Annotated in this window: 15 protein-coding genes and 1 riboswitch; of the genes, 1 reads left to right on the forward strand and 14 read right to left on the reverse strand. The window is 54.9% G+C overall.

The genetic code is table 11. The features are described from left to right. Positions 1–156: 156 nt before the first annotated feature. From PBA01S_RS14915 to PBA01S_RS14975, 14 genes are all read right to left on the reverse strand, one after another. Positions 157–1,056 carry a phosphoribosylaminoimidazolesuccinocarboxamide synthase gene (locus PBA01S_RS14915; RefSeq protein WP_127576282.1) on the reverse strand — a complete coding sequence of 300 codons (900 nt, stop codon included), beginning with the start codon at positions 1,054–1,056 and terminating at the stop codon, positions 157–159. A gap of 34 nt (positions 1,057–1,090) precedes the next feature. Further along, positions 1,091–2,389 carry an adenylosuccinate lyase gene (gene purB / locus PBA01S_RS14920; RefSeq protein WP_028539538.1) on the reverse strand — a complete coding sequence of 433 codons (1,299 nt, stop codon included), beginning with the start codon at positions 2,387–2,389 and terminating at the stop codon, positions 1,091–1,093. Continuing rightward, positions 2,386–3,600: a 5-(carboxyamino)imidazole ribonucleotide synthase gene (gene purK / locus PBA01S_RS14925; RefSeq protein WP_127576283.1), complete on the reverse strand. Its 1,215-nt coding sequence runs from the start codon at positions 3,598–3,600 to the stop codon at positions 2,386–2,388. The genes purB and purK overlap by 4 nt, the downstream gene beginning before the upstream one ends. After that, positions 3,597–4,094 (reverse strand): 5-(carboxyamino)imidazole ribonucleotide mutase, encoded by a 498-nt coding sequence (purE, locus tag PBA01S_RS14930; RefSeq protein ID WP_016313456.1) that lies wholly within the window; start codon positions 4,092–4,094, stop codon positions 3,597–3,599. Before purE ends, purK begins: the two co-directional genes overlap by 4 nt. 227 nt (positions 4,095–4,321) lie before the next feature. Further along, positions 4,322–4,423: riboswitch (purine riboswitch) on the reverse strand. Positions 4,424–4,920: 497 nt separating this feature from the next. Further along, complete coding sequence (locus PBA01S_RS14935; RefSeq protein ID WP_028539536.1) at positions 4,921–5,832, reverse strand: response regulator; 912 nt, start codon at positions 5,830–5,832, stop codon at positions 4,921–4,923. Positions 5,833–5,899: 67 nt separating this feature from the next. Then, on the reverse strand, positions 5,900–7,207 hold the full coding sequence (locus PBA01S_RS14940; protein ID WP_127576284.1) for an ATP-binding protein: 1,308 nt from the start codon (positions 7,205–7,207) through the stop codon (positions 5,900–5,902). Positions 7,208–7,317: 110 nt separating this feature from the next. Beyond that, positions 7,318–7,968, reverse strand: coding sequence for an amino acid ABC transporter permease (locus PBA01S_RS14945; RefSeq protein ID WP_016313459.1), 651 nt, complete (start codon positions 7,966–7,968; stop codon positions 7,318–7,320). Positions 7,969–7,986: 18 nt separating this feature from the next. Beyond that, on the reverse strand, positions 7,987–8,640 hold the full coding sequence (locus tag PBA01S_RS14950; protein ID WP_028539533.1) for an amino acid ABC transporter permease: 654 nt from the start codon (positions 8,638–8,640) through the stop codon (positions 7,987–7,989). Positions 8,641–8,643: 3 nt separating this feature from the next. After that, positions 8,644–9,498 carry a glutamate ABC transporter substrate-binding protein gene (locus PBA01S_RS14955; RefSeq protein WP_127576285.1) on the reverse strand — a complete coding sequence of 285 codons (855 nt, stop codon included), beginning with the start codon at positions 9,496–9,498 and terminating at the stop codon, positions 8,644–8,646. 30 nt (positions 9,499–9,528) lie between these two features. Further along, on the reverse strand, positions 9,529–10,257 hold the full coding sequence (locus PBA01S_RS14960) for an amino acid ABC transporter ATP-binding protein (protein WP_016313462.1): 729 nt from the start codon (positions 10,255–10,257) through the stop codon (positions 9,529–9,531). A gap of 610 nt (positions 10,258–10,867) precedes the next feature. Continuing rightward, positions 10,868–11,302, reverse strand: coding sequence for a universal stress protein (locus PBA01S_RS14965; RefSeq protein WP_127576286.1), 435 nt, complete (start codon positions 11,300–11,302; stop codon positions 10,868–10,870). A 27-nt stretch (positions 11,303–11,329) separates the two neighbouring features. Then, positions 11,330–11,593 carry a DUF1294 domain-containing protein gene (locus tag PBA01S_RS14970; RefSeq protein ID WP_028539530.1) on the reverse strand — a complete coding sequence of 88 codons (264 nt, stop codon included), beginning with the start codon at positions 11,591–11,593 and terminating at the stop codon, positions 11,330–11,332. Between the two features lie 161 nt (positions 11,594–11,754). After that, positions 11,755–11,892: a hypothetical protein gene (locus tag PBA01S_RS22815; RefSeq protein ID WP_164744170.1), complete on the reverse strand. Its 138-nt coding sequence runs from the start codon at positions 11,890–11,892 to the stop codon at positions 11,755–11,757. A gap of 166 nt (positions 11,893–12,058) precedes the next feature. Then, a complete protein-coding gene (locus tag PBA01S_RS14975; protein WP_127576287.1) occupies positions 12,059–14,191 on the reverse strand; it encodes a DNA topoisomerase III in 2,133 nt (710 codons plus the stop codon). Positions 14,192–14,339: 148 nt separating this feature from the next. Between PBA01S_RS14975 and PBA01S_RS14980 the strand changes: the two genes are divergently transcribed. Then, positions 14,340–15,365, forward strand: a complete 1,026-nt coding sequence (locus PBA01S_RS14980) for a ketoacyl-ACP synthase III (RefSeq protein WP_028540226.1) — start codon at positions 14,340–14,342, stop codon at positions 15,363–15,365. Positions 15,366–15,414: the final 49 nt, after the last annotated feature.

The raw sequence follows: 15,414 nt of genomic DNA on the forward strand, positions 1-15,414 counted from the left end.
ACTCTACCGCCGCTATTGGGCCCCATCCGGCAACAAACTGGACCGCCCCGGCCAAATAAGGTCCCCTCGGTCCGTTATATCAGTCTTCCCTGCGAATCTGTACCGATAAGGGCTCTGAGGTCCATTAGAGCAAAAAGGCTATGTTGAACACGGTTCCTACACCAACTCGGCTCCCGTCAATCGCCGGTAAATTTCACGGTACCGCCGTGTCGTCTCTTCAACCACCTGCGCCGGAAGCGGGTCAGGCGGGCTCTCTTTATCCCAATCGGAACCGGCTAGGTACGTACGCACCGGCTCTTTGTCCATACTGTCGATCTCGATGTCCAGCGCGTAGTTCTCTTTAGCCCAAAATCTCGATGCATCCGGCGTAAACATCTCATCGATCACAATCAACTTGCCGTCCACCATCCCGAATTCCAGCTTGCAGTCTGCGAGCAGGATGCCGTGTTCCTCGCAGTAATCCCGGGCGTAGGCGTACATCTCCAGGCTGCGATCCCGCAGCTGTTCAGCCAATTCCTGGCCGACTTTGTCCACCATCTCAGCGAACGAGATGTCCTCGTCGTGGCCCACGTCATTTTTCGCCGCCGGCGTAAAAATCGGTTCCGCCAGCTTCGCGTTCTTCCGCAGCCCTTCCGGCAACTCAATGCCGTTAATCGTGCCGGTCTTCTCATACTGCCGCCAGCCGCCGCCGGTCACATAACCGCGCACCACACATTCAATGTCAATGCGTTCAGCTTTGCGGGTCACCATGATCCGGTTGCGCAACGCCTCGCGATGCTCTGACGGAATCACGTCCCCTAGCCGCTCCACGTCCGTATGAATCACGTGATTCTCCAGCAGATGCTGCGTCTTGTCGAACCAAAACGCGCTCAGCCGGTTCAACACGTTCCCCTTGTCCGGCACCGCCGGCTCCAGCACATAATCAAACGCGGAGATGCGGTCCGTGACCACGATCAAATAATGCTCGCCGAGGTCGTACAACTCCCGGACCTTGCCTTTGTACAGCAGCGGGGCCTTCACCAAATCCGCCGCGGTGGAAATTGCCGGTACCGTCATGAAGCTCTCCTCCCTATCACTGCAAGATCAGATCCTACTCAATCAATCCAAGCTTCCGGAAAATCGTATCCACATGCTTCAGATGCCAGGACGGATCAAAAGCATCATCAATTTCTTCTTTGCTTAAGACGCTGGTAATTTCCGGCGTCTCCTCAATAATGTCGCGGAATTGACGTTGGGTCTCCCACGCCTGCATCGCCCGCGGCTGCACAGTGTCGTACGCTTGCTCGCGGCTGAAGCCTTTGTCGATCAGCTTCGTCATCACGCGGCCGGAGAACGGTACGCCATAGGTGCGAGCCATGTTGCGCTTCATATTTTCCGGGAACACCGTTAGGTTCTTCACGATATTGCCGAAGCGGTTCAGCATGTAGTTCAGCAGCATCGTCGCGTCCGGCAGAATCACCCGTTCCACCGAAGAGTGGGAAATGTCGCGTTCATGCCACAGCGTCACGTTCTCATAAGCCGAAATCATGTGACCGCGGATCACGCGGGACAAGCCGGAGATGTTCTCGCAGCCGATCGGGTTACGTTTATGCGGCATGGCCGAGGAGCCTTTTTGCCCTTTGGCGAAGGCCTCTTCCACCTCGCGGAATTCGCTCTTCTGCAACGCGCGAATTTCTGTGGCGAACTTGTCGAGCGAGGTCGCGATCAAAGCCAAGGTTGCCATATATTCGGCGTGACGATCGCGTTGCAGCGTCTGCGTCGAAATCGGCGCCGGTGTCGTGCCCAGCTTCCGGCAAACAAATTCTTCTACAAACGGATCGATGTTCGCGTAAGTCCCAACGGCACCGGAGATTTTTCCGAATTGAACATTCTCAGCTGCCCGGCGGAACCGCTCCAGATTCCGTTTCATTTCTTCGTGCCAAAGCGCCATTTTCAGACCAAACGTGGTCGGCTCTGCGTGGACACCGTGGGTCCGCCCCATCATTGGGGTATCTTTATAAGCCAAGGCTTTTTCTTTGAGAATGTCGATAAAGTTCAAAATATCCCGTTCCAAAATCGCGTTGGCCTGCTTCAACAAATACCCCAGCGCCGTGTCGACGACGTCGGTCGAGGTCAAGCCATAATGCACCCATTTCCGCTCCGGCCCCAAGCTTTCCGAGACGGCGCGGGTAAACGCGATGACGTCATGGCGGGTTTCCTGCTCAATTTCATAGATCCGGTTGATGTCAAACGAAGCCTTCTCGCGCAGCAGCTTGGCGTCTTCCTTCGGGATCACGCCAAGCTCGGCCCAAGCCTCGCAAGCGCACAGCTCCACTTCCAGCCAAGCCTTAAATTTGTTCTCCTCCGTCCAGATCGCTCTCATTTCCGGTCTGCTGTAGCGTTCGATCATTTACGTTCATTCCTCCAAATGTTGGTTTGCTCTATCCAACGCAGCCCGTCCTCCACATTGCGGCAGATCAGATTGATATGCCCCATTTTCCGTTTAGGAGCGGCTCCGTGCTTTCCATATAAGTGTACTTTGGGGATCACCGGGAATCCAGTTTCACCGCCGGCTTCGCCAAACCACTGGCCCGTAACTACGGCCTTGCGTACCGCCTCCAAGTGTTCGCCCAAAATGTTGACCATCACGACCGGCGTTAACAGCTCCACTGGACCCAGGGGCAGATTGCAGATCGCCCGAACATGCTGTTCAAATTGGGAAGTCGTGCAAGCCTCCATCGTATAATGGCCGGAGTTGTGCGGTCTTGGCGCCAGTTCATTGACGAACAGCTCCCCGTCCTCGGTCAGAAACATCTCTACCGCCAGCAGGCCAACGGCCTCCAAGCCTTCGGCGATTCGGGCCGCGAGCCGTTCCGCCTCCCGTTGCACCTGCTCCTCCACGCGAGCCGGCACAATCGAGACATGCAAAATATTGTCGATATGAATATTCTCCGCTACGGGGAACGTCTTTATTTCTCCGCGCGGGCTGCGCGCCGCAATCACCGACAGCTCCTTGACGAACGGGACAAATTGCTCGAGCACGAGCTCGGTCCCAGCCCGGCTCAACTCGGCGTAGGCCGGCGCAATCTCGGCCTCGCTGCGAATGACCCATTGGCCTTTGCCGTCATACCCGCCGGTGGCCGTCTTCAGCACAGCCGGAAGGCCCAACCGAGCCACGGCTGCGCGCAACTCTTCCTCGCTGCCGATCTCTGCGTACGGCGCGACCTTCACGCCCGCTGCTTCGATGGCTCGCTTCTCCCGCAACCGATGCTGAGTGGTATACAGCAATCGGCTGCCTTGGGGCACGTACGATGCTTCCTCCAACAACGCGGCTACGCCGGCGTCGACGTTTTCGAACTCGTACGTGATCACATCGGCCCGCGCCGCGAGCTCACGCGCCGCGTCCTGGTCATCGTAGCGGGCGACGATCTGCCCCGCTACCTGACCGCAAGGCGCATCCGGCGTCGGATCCATGGCTACGAATCGGTAGCCAAGATTGCTCCCGGCCAGCGCCATCATCCGGCCAAGCTGTCCGCCGCCCAGCACGCCGATCGTTGCGCCCGGCGCAATCACCGGGGCGCCATTGCTGCCGCCTGTTTTGCCCATCACGCCGCTGCTCATTCCGCGGCTCCCAACTCCGAGCTGCTCTCCAGCACCTCGGCTTTGATCCGATCGCGGCGCTCCTGCACCCGGCGCATGACCTCAGGGTCAAACGCACCCAGAATTTGCGCCGCCAGCAGCCCGGCGTTGATCGCCCCGGCTTTGCCGATCGCTACCGTCGCCACCGGGATGCCGCCTGGCATCTGCACGATCGACAGCAGCGAATCAAGCCCGTTCAACGCGGCCGACTTCACCGGCACGCCGATGACGGGCAGCGTAGTTTTGGCCGCCACCATCCCCGGCAGGTGGGCGGCTCCGCCAGCCCCGGCGATGATGACCTTCAAACCACGGGCTGCGGCCTGTTCGGCAAATTCAAACATCAAATCCGGGGTGCGGTGCGCAGATACGACATTTTTTTCGTAAGGAATCTGCAGTTCATCCAAAACGGCACAGGCATGGGACATCGTCTCCCAGTCCGATTTGCTGCCCATGATTACGGCGACTTGTGCTGTCATGCCTCAACCTCCACGTTCATATTTCTTGTGAACCTATCTATAGGATTAGCCGAATACGTAAAAAGGGCCCCGAACTTCCTGGGAACACTATTTCCCGAAATTCGCGGACCCTGCGAAATACGACACCTGCGTGCGGGCAGCTACAGCCTCGCCGCTGGCAACGCAAAGCCCGGTGCTTACAAGCCCAGGCTCATAAAAAGAAGGCCTTCCGTGCGGAGTAGCCTTACCTTCATCACGTATTCGCTCGTAGTCCGAAAATTTACGGTTCTCGGGTAGAAACTTCCGGGCCCTATTCCCGGCATTATACGAGATTATGATGTTCGGCGGCGAGCCGCCTTTCCTCTCCTAGTGTACCAATGGCGGACACGGGATGTCAACTCAAATCCGAACATTAAAAGAATGTAAAATCCGAATGTTCGTTTTTGAACAATGTCTCCCCAACACAAAAAACCTAGTCTGTCAAACAGACTAGGGTCTCTATCGAATGCGGTTCTGGGTCAGAAGTCTACCGCAAATATACTGTAAAAAGTACCTTTAATTTTGCCTATCCTCCGTATTTGAAAACAATTAGATGTAAAAGTTACTCTTAATTCGGACCAAAACCCCAAAATTCCAATCTACCGCTCAAAATAACAGCAGGATTTCCAGTTAAATTGCTAAAATCTCGCCGATTCCCCGAAATTAACCTTACTTATTCCAGTTATTTTAGATTTCAGCCTGACGACCGGTCGACAACCTGCGCTCTACCACTTTATTCGGCGATATCTGCGTCCCTTACTTTAGTTGCACGCCCGCTTATGCATTAGCCCCAATTCCAATTCATCTCTCAGCCGCCCAACTGCTCCTGCACTTCAATGAACAACACCTGCAGGAACTTCTTAATATTCACCTTCCCCTTGTTGTTGCCCGGCTCGCGCCCTTCCTCGATCTCCTTCATCTTGAGCCGCACATCCTCGAAATCAAAATAGAGCGGAGCATAATACTCAAACCGAGGGTTTCCGTAATCTGTCAAGCCCAGCGAAGCCAGGTTCGTCAGCCCGGCCATCAATGCGCGGCGCAGCCGCTGCTCGATCGCCTTGACCTCCTTGTTGATCTCCTCAGGCCTTGTCTTGTACGTGGCTGCGGTTTGACGATACAACTCCTTCAGCGGCGGCAGATTCCCGCCAGGTTCACTTCCCCGCTCCAGCAGCAGCTCCATGATGTTGATCATATCGCGGCTGCCGCTTTCGCCAATCAACCCCATATTCATCAGGATCGGTTGAATCGCCTCTCGGACCGTTCGCTTGTGCTGACCCGCCGGCGGTGCGCTGCGCAAGTCCTCCAGCTTCTTCAGACTCGATTTGATTTCATCTAAATAGTGTCCTAACGCATAGCGTTCGTTGATTTTCCGCAGCACCGTCTCCACTTCGATCCGGTTGATCGGCTTGCGAATGAAGAACTCAATCCCGCTTCGGTACGCCCGTCCAACCATGTCTTGATTTTCGATCTGGGAGATCATCACGAATCGGGAGCTGCAGCCTTGAGCGCGCAAGGAATCGATCACCTCAATACCGTCCTGATCGGGCATCAGCAAATCCATCAGCACGATATCCGGCGGCTCGCTTAAAATTTGCCGCACTCCCTCCGCTCCGCCGCCAGCTGTCCCCGTCACTTCGCCCAGACCGCTGTCCTCGATAATGTACTGCAGCATTTTTCGTGCACTGGCATCATCGTCAACGATACAAAAAGAGAGCGGCATCGGATAACCTCCTTACACTTTAGGTTATAAGCGGTTTGCCAAGGATACGGTTGAAACGAAACTAGCTTTAAGCCGGCGCCGCCGACTTCTGCAAGCTTGGGGTCGGAATCCGGATTTGGACCATCGCGCCGCCCAGCCCGGGGGCCGTCCCCAGCGAGATGTCCCCGCCGAACCGGGTCACGATATCGCGCACATGGGATAATCCTATCCCCGTCGCCGCGACGCCTTCCTCATCAAATTTGGTCGTAAAGCCTGGTTCAAAGACCAGCTCCCGCTCGTCCTGCGGGAAGCCGCTCCCGCTGTCACTCACCGTAAGCAAGGTCGATCCCGCATGCTCGCGAATCTCCAAATGAATCTGTCCCCGGCCCTGGATCGCCTCTACCGCATTGGCCGTCAAGTTCCCCAGCAGCGTCAGCAAGGGAATGTAGTTGGCCGTATCGTAATCCAGGGAGATTTTCTGCGTAAACACGATTTGCTTCCCCAAATAATCGGCATACTGCCGTGTGCTGTCAATGATATATTGGACCAAGTTCGACAGCGGCATATCCCCCGGGACTTCACGGTCGGTCAGCTTAATCAGCCCCGCCAAAATCCGTTGCGAATCCTTCTTCACCTCATGGATCTGTTCCGTAATCCCAAGAATATAACGCTTATGCTCCTCCAGGCCTTCCTCCGATAACCGACGGTACATCTCATAGCTGCGCAAGGTCAACTCCTCCAACGTACCAATGGATTTCTTCAGGTAGAAGACCTCTCCATATAGGCCGGAGCTAAAACTAAGCATCTGTTCAATCCGCCGATTCTGCTCCTGCTGCATGATCCGCATCCGGCTGACGGAAATGCTGCTGTAAATCCCGGTAACAAAATAAGTACGCAGCATGGCAATCATCATGAGAAACGCCCACTCGTTCAGCTTAAACGTCGCCGTGCCAGTTACCAACAACCGAGTCAGCAGCTCCGACTCATTGGACATCAGATCGATGACCGCGGTCACGGCTCCCAGCACCAAAGGATAGAAGCGATCCAAGCGCCGTTTGATCAGGCTCATCCCTAGTGCGAACACGATATAATACACCGCCGCCGAGCAATGTCTTGTCACGCTCTCCGCCACAGTCAAGCCGTTGTCCAGCACCTGATCCAGTCCTGTACGAAACAGCAGCACTACCACGCCGGTGATGACGCCCGTCACGAGGTACGGCAACTGCCGCAGCAGCAGCAAAAACAACAAAAACGCGCTGCTCCCCAGACCAATCCGAAAGATGTCGCCGACAAACGGATTGATCTTCAGTTCCCCCGCCAAGGCCGTCCCGATCGCGATGACCGCGATCTGAACGTAAGCGGATCTTTGAAAGGTCTTGATAATCACGCTCCGCATCCCCGCTCCCCCGGATTCCGTGAGTGATTTTGATCCATATCGTACCACATCCAGGGAAGGATGACTATGCCTTATATACCATTATATGTTAGTATTGTGTCAGTTGATGCCTAAGCTCGCCGTGCCTCCAAGCGTCTCGAGATTACCGAAAGCACAAAATTGACAGTAAAATAAATCAGTGCCACCAGCATCAAAATCGGTATCGTATACGTGTAGCCGTGACCAATGACGATCCCCGCATGGTGCATCAGCTCCGGCAAGGAGATGACCACCGCCAGCGACGTGTCCTTGAGCAGCGAAATGAACTGGCTCACTAATGGCGGCACCATCCGCCGCAAGCCTTGCGGCAGCACGATGTGCCATAGCGTCTGAACAGCGCTGAGTCCTGACGAACGGGCCGCCTCGATTTGTCCTTTGTCGATGGAGGCGAGGCCGCTGCGCACGATTTCGGAGATCATCGCGGCCTCAAAGATCGTCAGCCCGGTTACCGTCGCGGCGACAAGCCCAAGCTTGATGCCGACCTCCGGCAAGGCGAACCGCATGAAGAAGATGATGAGCAGCAGAGGCAAATTGCGGATCAGCTCAACCCCCACCAGCATGATAGGCGACAGCACGGGCAATTTCGTATACCGGATTACGCCCACAATACAGCCGATCAGGAAGCTTAGCACGATGGACAGCCCGGCGACAATCAACGTCACGTAAAGTCCATCCGCTAAGAAGCGCAAATTCTCCGCACTGTACGCCCCAGCAAAATCCATCGAACTTCAGGCCTCCTTTCAGTATTTTTTCTCAAGTCTTCGCTCCCACACCCTTACGCCATAACTCAAAGGCAAGGTCAGCACCAGATAGAACAACGCGACAAAAATATAAGTATCAAACGTCCGGTACGTATCGGCATTTACGATGTCGGCAAAATACATCAGGTCAAGCCCGGCCACAATCGTTAAAACTGATGAGTTTTTGATTAAATTGATGAACTGGTTCCCGAGCGGCGGAATCACCAGCTTGATGGCCTGCGGCAGGATTATATGCAGCATCGTTTGCACGTAGCTCAACCCGGACGAGCGGGCCGCCTCCGTTTGCCCTTGGGGGATCGCTTGAATCCCGGCACGAATTGCTTCAGCAATGAACGAAGAGGTGTATACCGCAAGCCCGATTGTCCCCGCCGTGAAACCGTCCAGCGGTAAACCTAAAGCGGCTGGTCCATAATAGAAAATGTATACGACAAGCAGCAACGGAATATTGCGGATAAATTCCACGTAACCTGTTCCGAACCAGCGCAGGGGCCGGACGGGGCCGATGCGGAACACCGCGATCAAGGCGCCCAGCACGAAGCTTCCGACCAGCGCCAGCAAGCTGGACAACACCGTTCCCCGGAACCCTTCCAGGTACACGTCAAAATAGTCAGTTAGAATCGTAAAATCCATCACGAATTATTCGCCCGGCTTCTTGCCGATCCATTTTTCGTAAATCTTGTCGTACTCCCCGCTGTCATGAAGCTCTTTTAATGTATCGTTAATCGCCTGTACGATGTCCGAGTTGCCTTTCTGTACCGCAATGCCGTAAGGTTCATCGGTAAACGGCTTACCGACTACCTCATAATTCGGGTCTTGGGCCGCCATCCCGTAAAGAATCGCATCGTCCGTCGTCAGCGCGTCGCCTTGCCCCGCCTTCAGGGCGTTAAACGCATCCTGATAGTTGTCGAACTCCAGCACCTTGATGCCTTCCACTTTTTCGCGGATATTTTTCACCGAGGTTGAGCCTTTGCTGCCCAGCACCGTCGAATCAGCCGTCAGACTTTCAATGCCGGTGATCGGGCTGCCCTTCTTCACCAGCAGCGATTGACCCGCTTGGAAATAAACATCGGAGAAGTCGACTTCCTTCTTCCGTTCCTCGGTAATCGTCATCGTCGCTACGATCATATCGATCTCTCCATTATTGAGCATCGGAATCCGAGTCTTCGACGTCACTTCCTTCAGCTCCATGGCATTCTCGTCACCGAGAATATGCTTGGCGATCGCCTTGGAGATATCGATATCAAATCCCTCGACATTCCCGGTGGAGGGGTCTTTCAGACCAAACAACTTCGTGTCATACTTTACGCCAACCAGCAATTTGCCGCGATCCTTGATTTTCGCCAAGGCCCCGCTTCCGCTCTCCCCGGTTGCCGAAGCGGCATTCCCGCCGTTCCCTGCTGCGTTGCCGCCTGCCCCGTTGCTGGCACATCCAGCCAGCACCGTCAACGCACATACCACCGCAATACTGATTAGCCTCCAACGCTTCTTCATTTCTCTTCCTCCCCTTGATTATCGATTGATTTAGTGGCTTAACAGACGGCTCAGGAACGTTCGCGTCCGCTCTTCTCGCGGATTTGCAAAGAACTCCTCCGGCCCTGCTTCCTCCACGATTTGCCCTTGGTCCATAAACACAATCCGGTCTGCCACCTCGCGGGCAAACCCCATCTCATGCGTGACCACAACCATGGTCATGCCTTCGCGGGCGAGCGTCCGCATAACATCCAGCACCTCGCCGACCATCTCCGGATCCAGCGCCGAGGTTGGTTCGTCAAACAGCATGATCTTCGGCTTCATCGCCAACCCCCGGGCGATGGCCACCCGCTGCTGCTGCCCGCCAGACAGCTGGGACGGATAGGCGGACGCCTTATCGGCAATTCCCACCTTCTCCAGATAAAACATCGCCGTCTGCTCCGCCTCCGCTTTGGAGATGCCCAGCACCTTAATGGGCGCCAGCGTGATATTGTCGATCACCTTTTTGTGCGGATACAAATTAAAGTGCTGAAAGACCATCCCGATATCGCGGCGCAGCTTATTGATATCTGTCTTGCGGTCATGGACCGGAAGGCCGCCTACCGTCAGCTCCCCGCTCGTGATCGTCTCCAGCCGGTTAATGCAGCGCAGCATCGTGCTTTTTCCCGAGCCCGACGGGCCAACAACGACGACGACTTCCCCTTCCTCAACCTGTAAATCAATCCCCTTCAGGACGTGAAAATGACCAAAATGCTTATCTACCTGTCGAAAACGAATCAACGGCAGCCCTCCTTTCCGCGTTCGGTTATTGGATGTGCCTGCGGGCGCACCTCTTTCCGTTATCCCTTCATGCCCTTGCGACTAAACACATCCTCTATTCGATGTGAGTAATCGTAACATTTGAACATAACCTTACTTTGGAGACTATAAAAAACTACAGATCCCTACACACCAACCGGAAAAACGCCCAAAAAAATTTGGGCATATTCCCCAAACTTGTCGGACAAGCGTTAGTTTCCCTTACAGAAATCTCCCTTGGTGGAGGTGCAGGAGTGATGTTCTACAATTGGGGAGTCATGTTCTCCCTTCGTCAAAAAGTTCTAACGCTTGGGTGGAACGCGATTTGGGCTAAAATCGGTACGTGCAACTTGTAACGCTTATGGGACATCTTATTTCGGGGTTTTCCCCCGAAAAAGGCGGCTCCCCACCCAAATAAGAACGCTGATCAGCGTTAGAAATGAAAATTACTGTTTTTCGCCGCAATAAGCCTCCTGGCAAGCGTTAGAGCTACCTGCACCCATCCCAACATCTCCCAACAAGCTCTCATAAAGCAAAAAAAGCCCAACCGAAATCAATCGGTCAGGCTTTCTGGTATAAACTCGCTCTTATTTTATTTGACAACGAGCACCGGGATCCGGGCATGCTGGACGACGTTGTGACTGACGCTGCCAAGAACAAATTCGCGAATGCCGCCCAATCCGCGGCTGCCAATGACAATCAGATCGGCTCCGCTCTTCTGGGCATGCTCTAGAATCGTCTCGGCTGGGTGGCCTTGGACCATTTCAACTTTTGGCTCCAGACCTGCAGCTTCCACGCGTTTCTTCGCTTCCTCTGCCGTTCGCTCTGCAAGCTCATAGAAATCCTTATTCATCGAAGCGGGGACCGGCGCAAAGCCCTCGGCTACGTAAAATCGCGGGAAGTCGTACACATGCAGGACCTCCAGCTGGGCTTCGGGTGTCGTTTTGCACAATTCAATCGCTTTGTCCAGCGCTTTGTTGGCTGCTTTCGAACCGTCATACGCGGCTAATATTTTTTGAAATAGCATGGAAAGCACCTCACTTGTCCCAAGAGTCTATATCATAAAATACCCATAAAGTACGGCGTTGAAAACCAGCAATACGGGGATGCCTACCCGGAAGCTGAGGTGCTTCGTTTTATGGCGCTTCGTGTTCATCGCAATGAGGACCCCCAGCGCTCCGCCCAACGCAGCAAGCAGAAACAGCGTTCGCTCCGGGATCCGATCCCGCCTCTGCCGCGCCCGCCTCTTGTCATCGGACATCACCAGATAGGCGACCGCATTGATAAATAGAAACCATACGAGTAAGCCCGTCCTCATCTTCGCCGCCCCCTTCGAGCTCCTGGCTCGATTATTGCTTAGTATTTCCACCAAATAGATAAATCTATTATACCTCAATCCAACCGCCCTCCGCATCTTGCCGCCCATACGCCTCATACAAAAGAAAGCTCCCCTAACAGGGAGCTGCAGACGCATCCATATCAAGATTCGTTCTTTGAAATTCCGTTCAGATTGGGCGCAACTTCCGCCTGTTTCTTGGGTTTAGCCGCGATGGATGGTTCCATAATGCTCGACTTATTCTGCTGGTTCTCGGTCTTCCGCGCTTTATGATGCGGCACCTTCATCACCTCCGCTATTTAGCGTCTCGAATAAGCTGCCGATTTATTCGGCGTTATCGGGTGATGGCATGCCGCCAAAGCCTGCGCCGCACCTCCATGCCGTGACCGTGCCCTAATCAGCCGGATCTGCGATCATCGCCAGGCTGCTGTCATCTGGGGATCGAGCTTAATCGTCGCTCTGCTTCTCCAACGCTGCCTTCAGCAGTTCTCCAAGATTGATGCCGCCGGACTCCTGCTTCTGTGTATACTGCTTCACGAGGCGTTGCTGCTCGCGCTTGCTCATATGCTTATCCTTGTCTTTCCCCAACACTTCGGTAATCCCGCAGGACAGACATTGTACATACTTGCCGGCTTTGCCTTCTTTGAGTTCCATCTTCTTGTGGCATTGCGGACAGCGACGGTTGGACAGGCGCTTCTCGCCGGATCGGCGATAGCCGCAATCCTCGCTCGGGCAGACCAGCATCAAGCCGCGCCCGGTCTTCTTCTCAAGCAGCCTTGTCCCGCATTCCGGGCAATGGCTGTTGGAGACGTTATGCGGCTTATATGTCGCTTGACTGCGCTTTACACCTTGCACGAGGTTGGTCGCCATCTCACGGATTCCACTTAAAAACGGTCCCGGCTGGCCTTGCCCTCGTGCAATCCGCTCCAGCTCCGCTTCCCAGCGAGCTGTCAGCTCCGGCGTACGCAAATCGGCCGGTGCCAGCTCGATCAGCTGCTTCCCTTTGCCGGTCGGGTGCAGGTAGTTCCCTTGCCGCTCGATCGTATCGGAGCTGATCAGCTTCTCAATAATGTCCGCCCGTGTAGCTGGCGTGCCCAGCCCATGCTTCTCCATCTGGGTTAGCAGGGCGGCTTCCGTGTAGCGCTTCGGCGGCTGGGTCCGCCCCGGCGTCACGCGGCAGCGTTGTACCTTCACGGCCTCACCTTGCGTCAGCTCCGGCAGCACGGAGCCGCTCTCGGCATCGTCCTCGCCGCCTTCTTCATCCTCCATGACCTGCCCGTCATAAACTGCCCGCCATCCGGCATCCTTAATCGTCGTCCCCTTGGCATGCAGCGTCTCCCCGGCAATTTGCACTGTCACACTAACTTGATCAAACCTTGCCGGAGGATAGAACAAGCTGATAAACCGCCGCACGATTAAATCGTACAGCTTGCGTTCATCCGTATTTAGCGCGTTCAACAGCACCGTCTGTTCCGTAGGAATAATCGCATGGTGATCGGTGACCTTGCTGTCATCCACCACTCGCTTGCTCAGATGCAGTGAACCTCGCAGCAACGGCCGCGCCAAACTTGCGTAAGGACCGACAGCGACACTCGTCAGGCGCTCTTTGAGCGTACCTGTCATATCTGAGGTCAAATACCGCGAATCCGTCCGCGGATACGTCACCAGCTTATGCTGCTCATAAAGCCGCTGCAGTACGTTGGAGGTCTGCTTCGCCGAAAAGCCCAGAATCCGGTTGGCATCCCGTTGCAGCTCGGTCAAATCGTAAGCAAGCGGATGAGGCACCGATTTTTCATGCTTCACCAGCTTCACGATTTGGCCGGAAGCGCCCTCCAGTTTCTGCTTCAACGCATTTAACTTGTCCTGATCAAAAATACGCGCATCGCCGTTCCCACCGCGCCATACCGCTTCGAACTTGCCGAAGTCCGCGCGCAGCACATGATACTCCTCTGAGCGGAAGCGAAGAATTTCGTTCTCCCGCTGCATGATCATGCCAAGGGTCGGCGTCTGTACCCGTCCCGCGGAGAGCGGAGCGCCAAACTTGGTGGTCAGCGCCCGGGTCACGTTCAGTCCCACCATCCAGTCGGCTTCCGCCCGGCAGCGCGCCGATTGGTACAAGCGTTCATATTGCTTGCCCGGCTTCAGCGACGCGAACCCTTCCTTGATCGCTTTGTCCGTTTGCGACGAAATCCATAACCGCTTAAACGGCTTGTTCCACTTGGCCATATCCATGATCCAGCGGGCAAGCAGCTCCCCTTCGCGGGCGGCGTCCGTCGCCACGATCAACTCGCCGATGTCCTGACGGCGCATCAATTGCTGCACCGCCTTAAACTGGTGGCTGGTTTCGCGCAGTACCTTAAGCTTCATTTTATCCGGCAAAATCGGCAAGTCCTCCAGCGCCCACGTCGCGTATTTCTTATCATAATCCTCCGGCTCGGCCAGCCCCACCAGATGGCCTAATGCCCAGGTCACCACATATTGAGGTCCCTCAAAATGGCTTTTATGCTTATCTCGGCTGCCGATCACTCGCGCGATCTCTCTGGCAACCGAGGGCTTCTCGGCTAACACCAATGTCTTCATAAGTTCGATCGAACACTCCTTTCCACTGAACCATTATAGCATTCAAGTCACAGTTGCTTGAAATTGAAAACATGATATACTCAATTTATCACCAGGTACTAATACCAGATCATAAAAATATAACCTTCACGACAAAGGAGTGATTTCGATGACCGTACAAACACCGCAATCCAAGGCCCGCATTACCGCAATCGGTACCTATGTTCCGGACAAAATCCTGACCAATGCGGATTTGGAGCAGCTCGTGGATACGAGCGACGAGTGGATTGTGCAGCGCACGGGAATTAAAGAACGACATATTACTGCGGAGAATGAATTCACCTCCCATCTGAGCATTCAGGCGGTAGAACGGCTTCGTAAGACATACAAGACTTCGCTGGACGACGTCGACTTCATCATCACCTCAACGACAACGCCGGATTATTCGTTTCCGACCGTGTCTTGCCGGATTCAGGAGCATTTTGGCATGGAACAGGCAGGGGCGATTGATTTGAACGCAACCTGCGCCGGGTTCGCTTATGCACTTCATTTGGCGAACGGCATGATCAGCGCTGGCCTGCATCGCAAAATTCTGGTCGTGGCCGGGGAAACGATGTCCAAAATTACCGACTACACCGACCGCAGCACCTGCATCCTATTCGGGGATGGAGCCGGGGCCGTGCTGGTCGAGGCAACCCCTGAGGCGGAAGACGAATGGCCAGGATTCGAATCGTTTATTCTAGGAACGAACGGTTCCGGCGGCATCCATGTGTATCGCACCGGGTTGTCGGATCAAATGAACGGAGAGCCCCTTGAAGGGAAAGGCAAAATCGTGCAAAACGGCCGCGAGGTGTTCAAATGGGCCGTCCGCACCGTGACCGCCGGGATCGAGCAACTGCTGGAGCAGGCGGGTCTGGCTCGCGAGGACATCGACTGGTTTGTGCCGCACAGTGCCAACCTGCGCATGATCGAATCGATCTGCGAGAAAGCGGATCTCCCCCTGGCCAAAACCCTGCAAAGCGTGCAGGACATGGGGAATACGTCTTCTGCCTCCATCCCGCTGGCACTCCAGACTGGCGTTGACAAAGGCCGCTTGAAATATGGCGATCGCGTGCTGGTGTACGGCTTTGGCAGCGGCTTAACCCACGCTGGCTTAATCCTGCGCTGGGCTGTACCGGATTTGCCGCAAACCTAACAAAAGTCGATCAGGAGGTAAAATTCCTGATCGACTTTTTTCGAAACGT

Source organism: Paenibacillus barengoltzii NBRC 101215 (assembly GCF_004000745.1).
GTDB lineage: Bacteria > Bacillota > Bacilli > Paenibacillales > Paenibacillaceae > Fontibacillus > Fontibacillus barengoltzii.

Coding starts and splice junctions, on each gene's coding strand:
- PBA01S_RS14915 (WP_127576282.1), bottom strand. CDS start 1,056: ATGACGGTACCGGCAATTTCCACCGCGGCGGATTTGGTGAAGGCCCCG.
- purB (WP_028539538.1), bottom strand. CDS start 2,389: ATGATCGAACGCTACAGCAGACCGGAAATGAGAGCGATCTGGACGGAG.
- purK (WP_127576283.1), bottom strand. CDS start 3,600: ATGAGCAGCGGCGTGATGGGCAAAACAGGCGGCAGCAATGGCGCCCCG.
- purE (WP_016313456.1), bottom strand. CDS start 4,094: ATGACAGCACAAGTCGCCGTAATCATGGGCAGCAAATCGGACTGGGAG.
- PBA01S_RS14935 (WP_028539536.1), bottom strand. CDS start 5,832: ATGCCGCTCTCTTTTTGTATCGTTGACGATGATGCCAGTGCACGAAAA.
- PBA01S_RS14940 (WP_127576284.1), bottom strand. CDS start 7,207: ATGCGGAGCGTGATTATCAAGACCTTTCAAAGATCCGCTTACGTTCAG.
- PBA01S_RS14945 (WP_016313459.1), bottom strand. CDS start 7,968: ATGGATTTTGCTGGGGCGTACAGTGCGGAGAATTTGCGCTTCTTAGCG.
- PBA01S_RS14955 (WP_127576285.1), bottom strand. CDS start 9,498: ATGAAGAAGCGTTGGAGGCTAATCAGTATTGCGGTGGTATGTGCGTTG.
- PBA01S_RS14965 (WP_127576286.1), bottom strand. CDS start 11,302: ATGCTATTTCAAAAAATATTAGCCGCGTATGACGGTTCGAAAGCAGCC.
- PBA01S_RS14970 (WP_028539530.1), bottom strand. CDS start 11,593: ATGAGGACGGGCTTACTCGTATGGTTTCTATTTATCAATGCGGTCGCC.
- PBA01S_RS14975 (WP_127576287.1), bottom strand. CDS start 14,191: ATGAAGACATTGGTGTTAGCCGAGAAGCCCTCGGTTGCCAGAGAGATC.
- PBA01S_RS14980 (WP_028540226.1), top strand. CDS start 14,340: ATGACCGTACAAACACCGCAATCCAAGGCCCGCATTACCGCAATCGGT.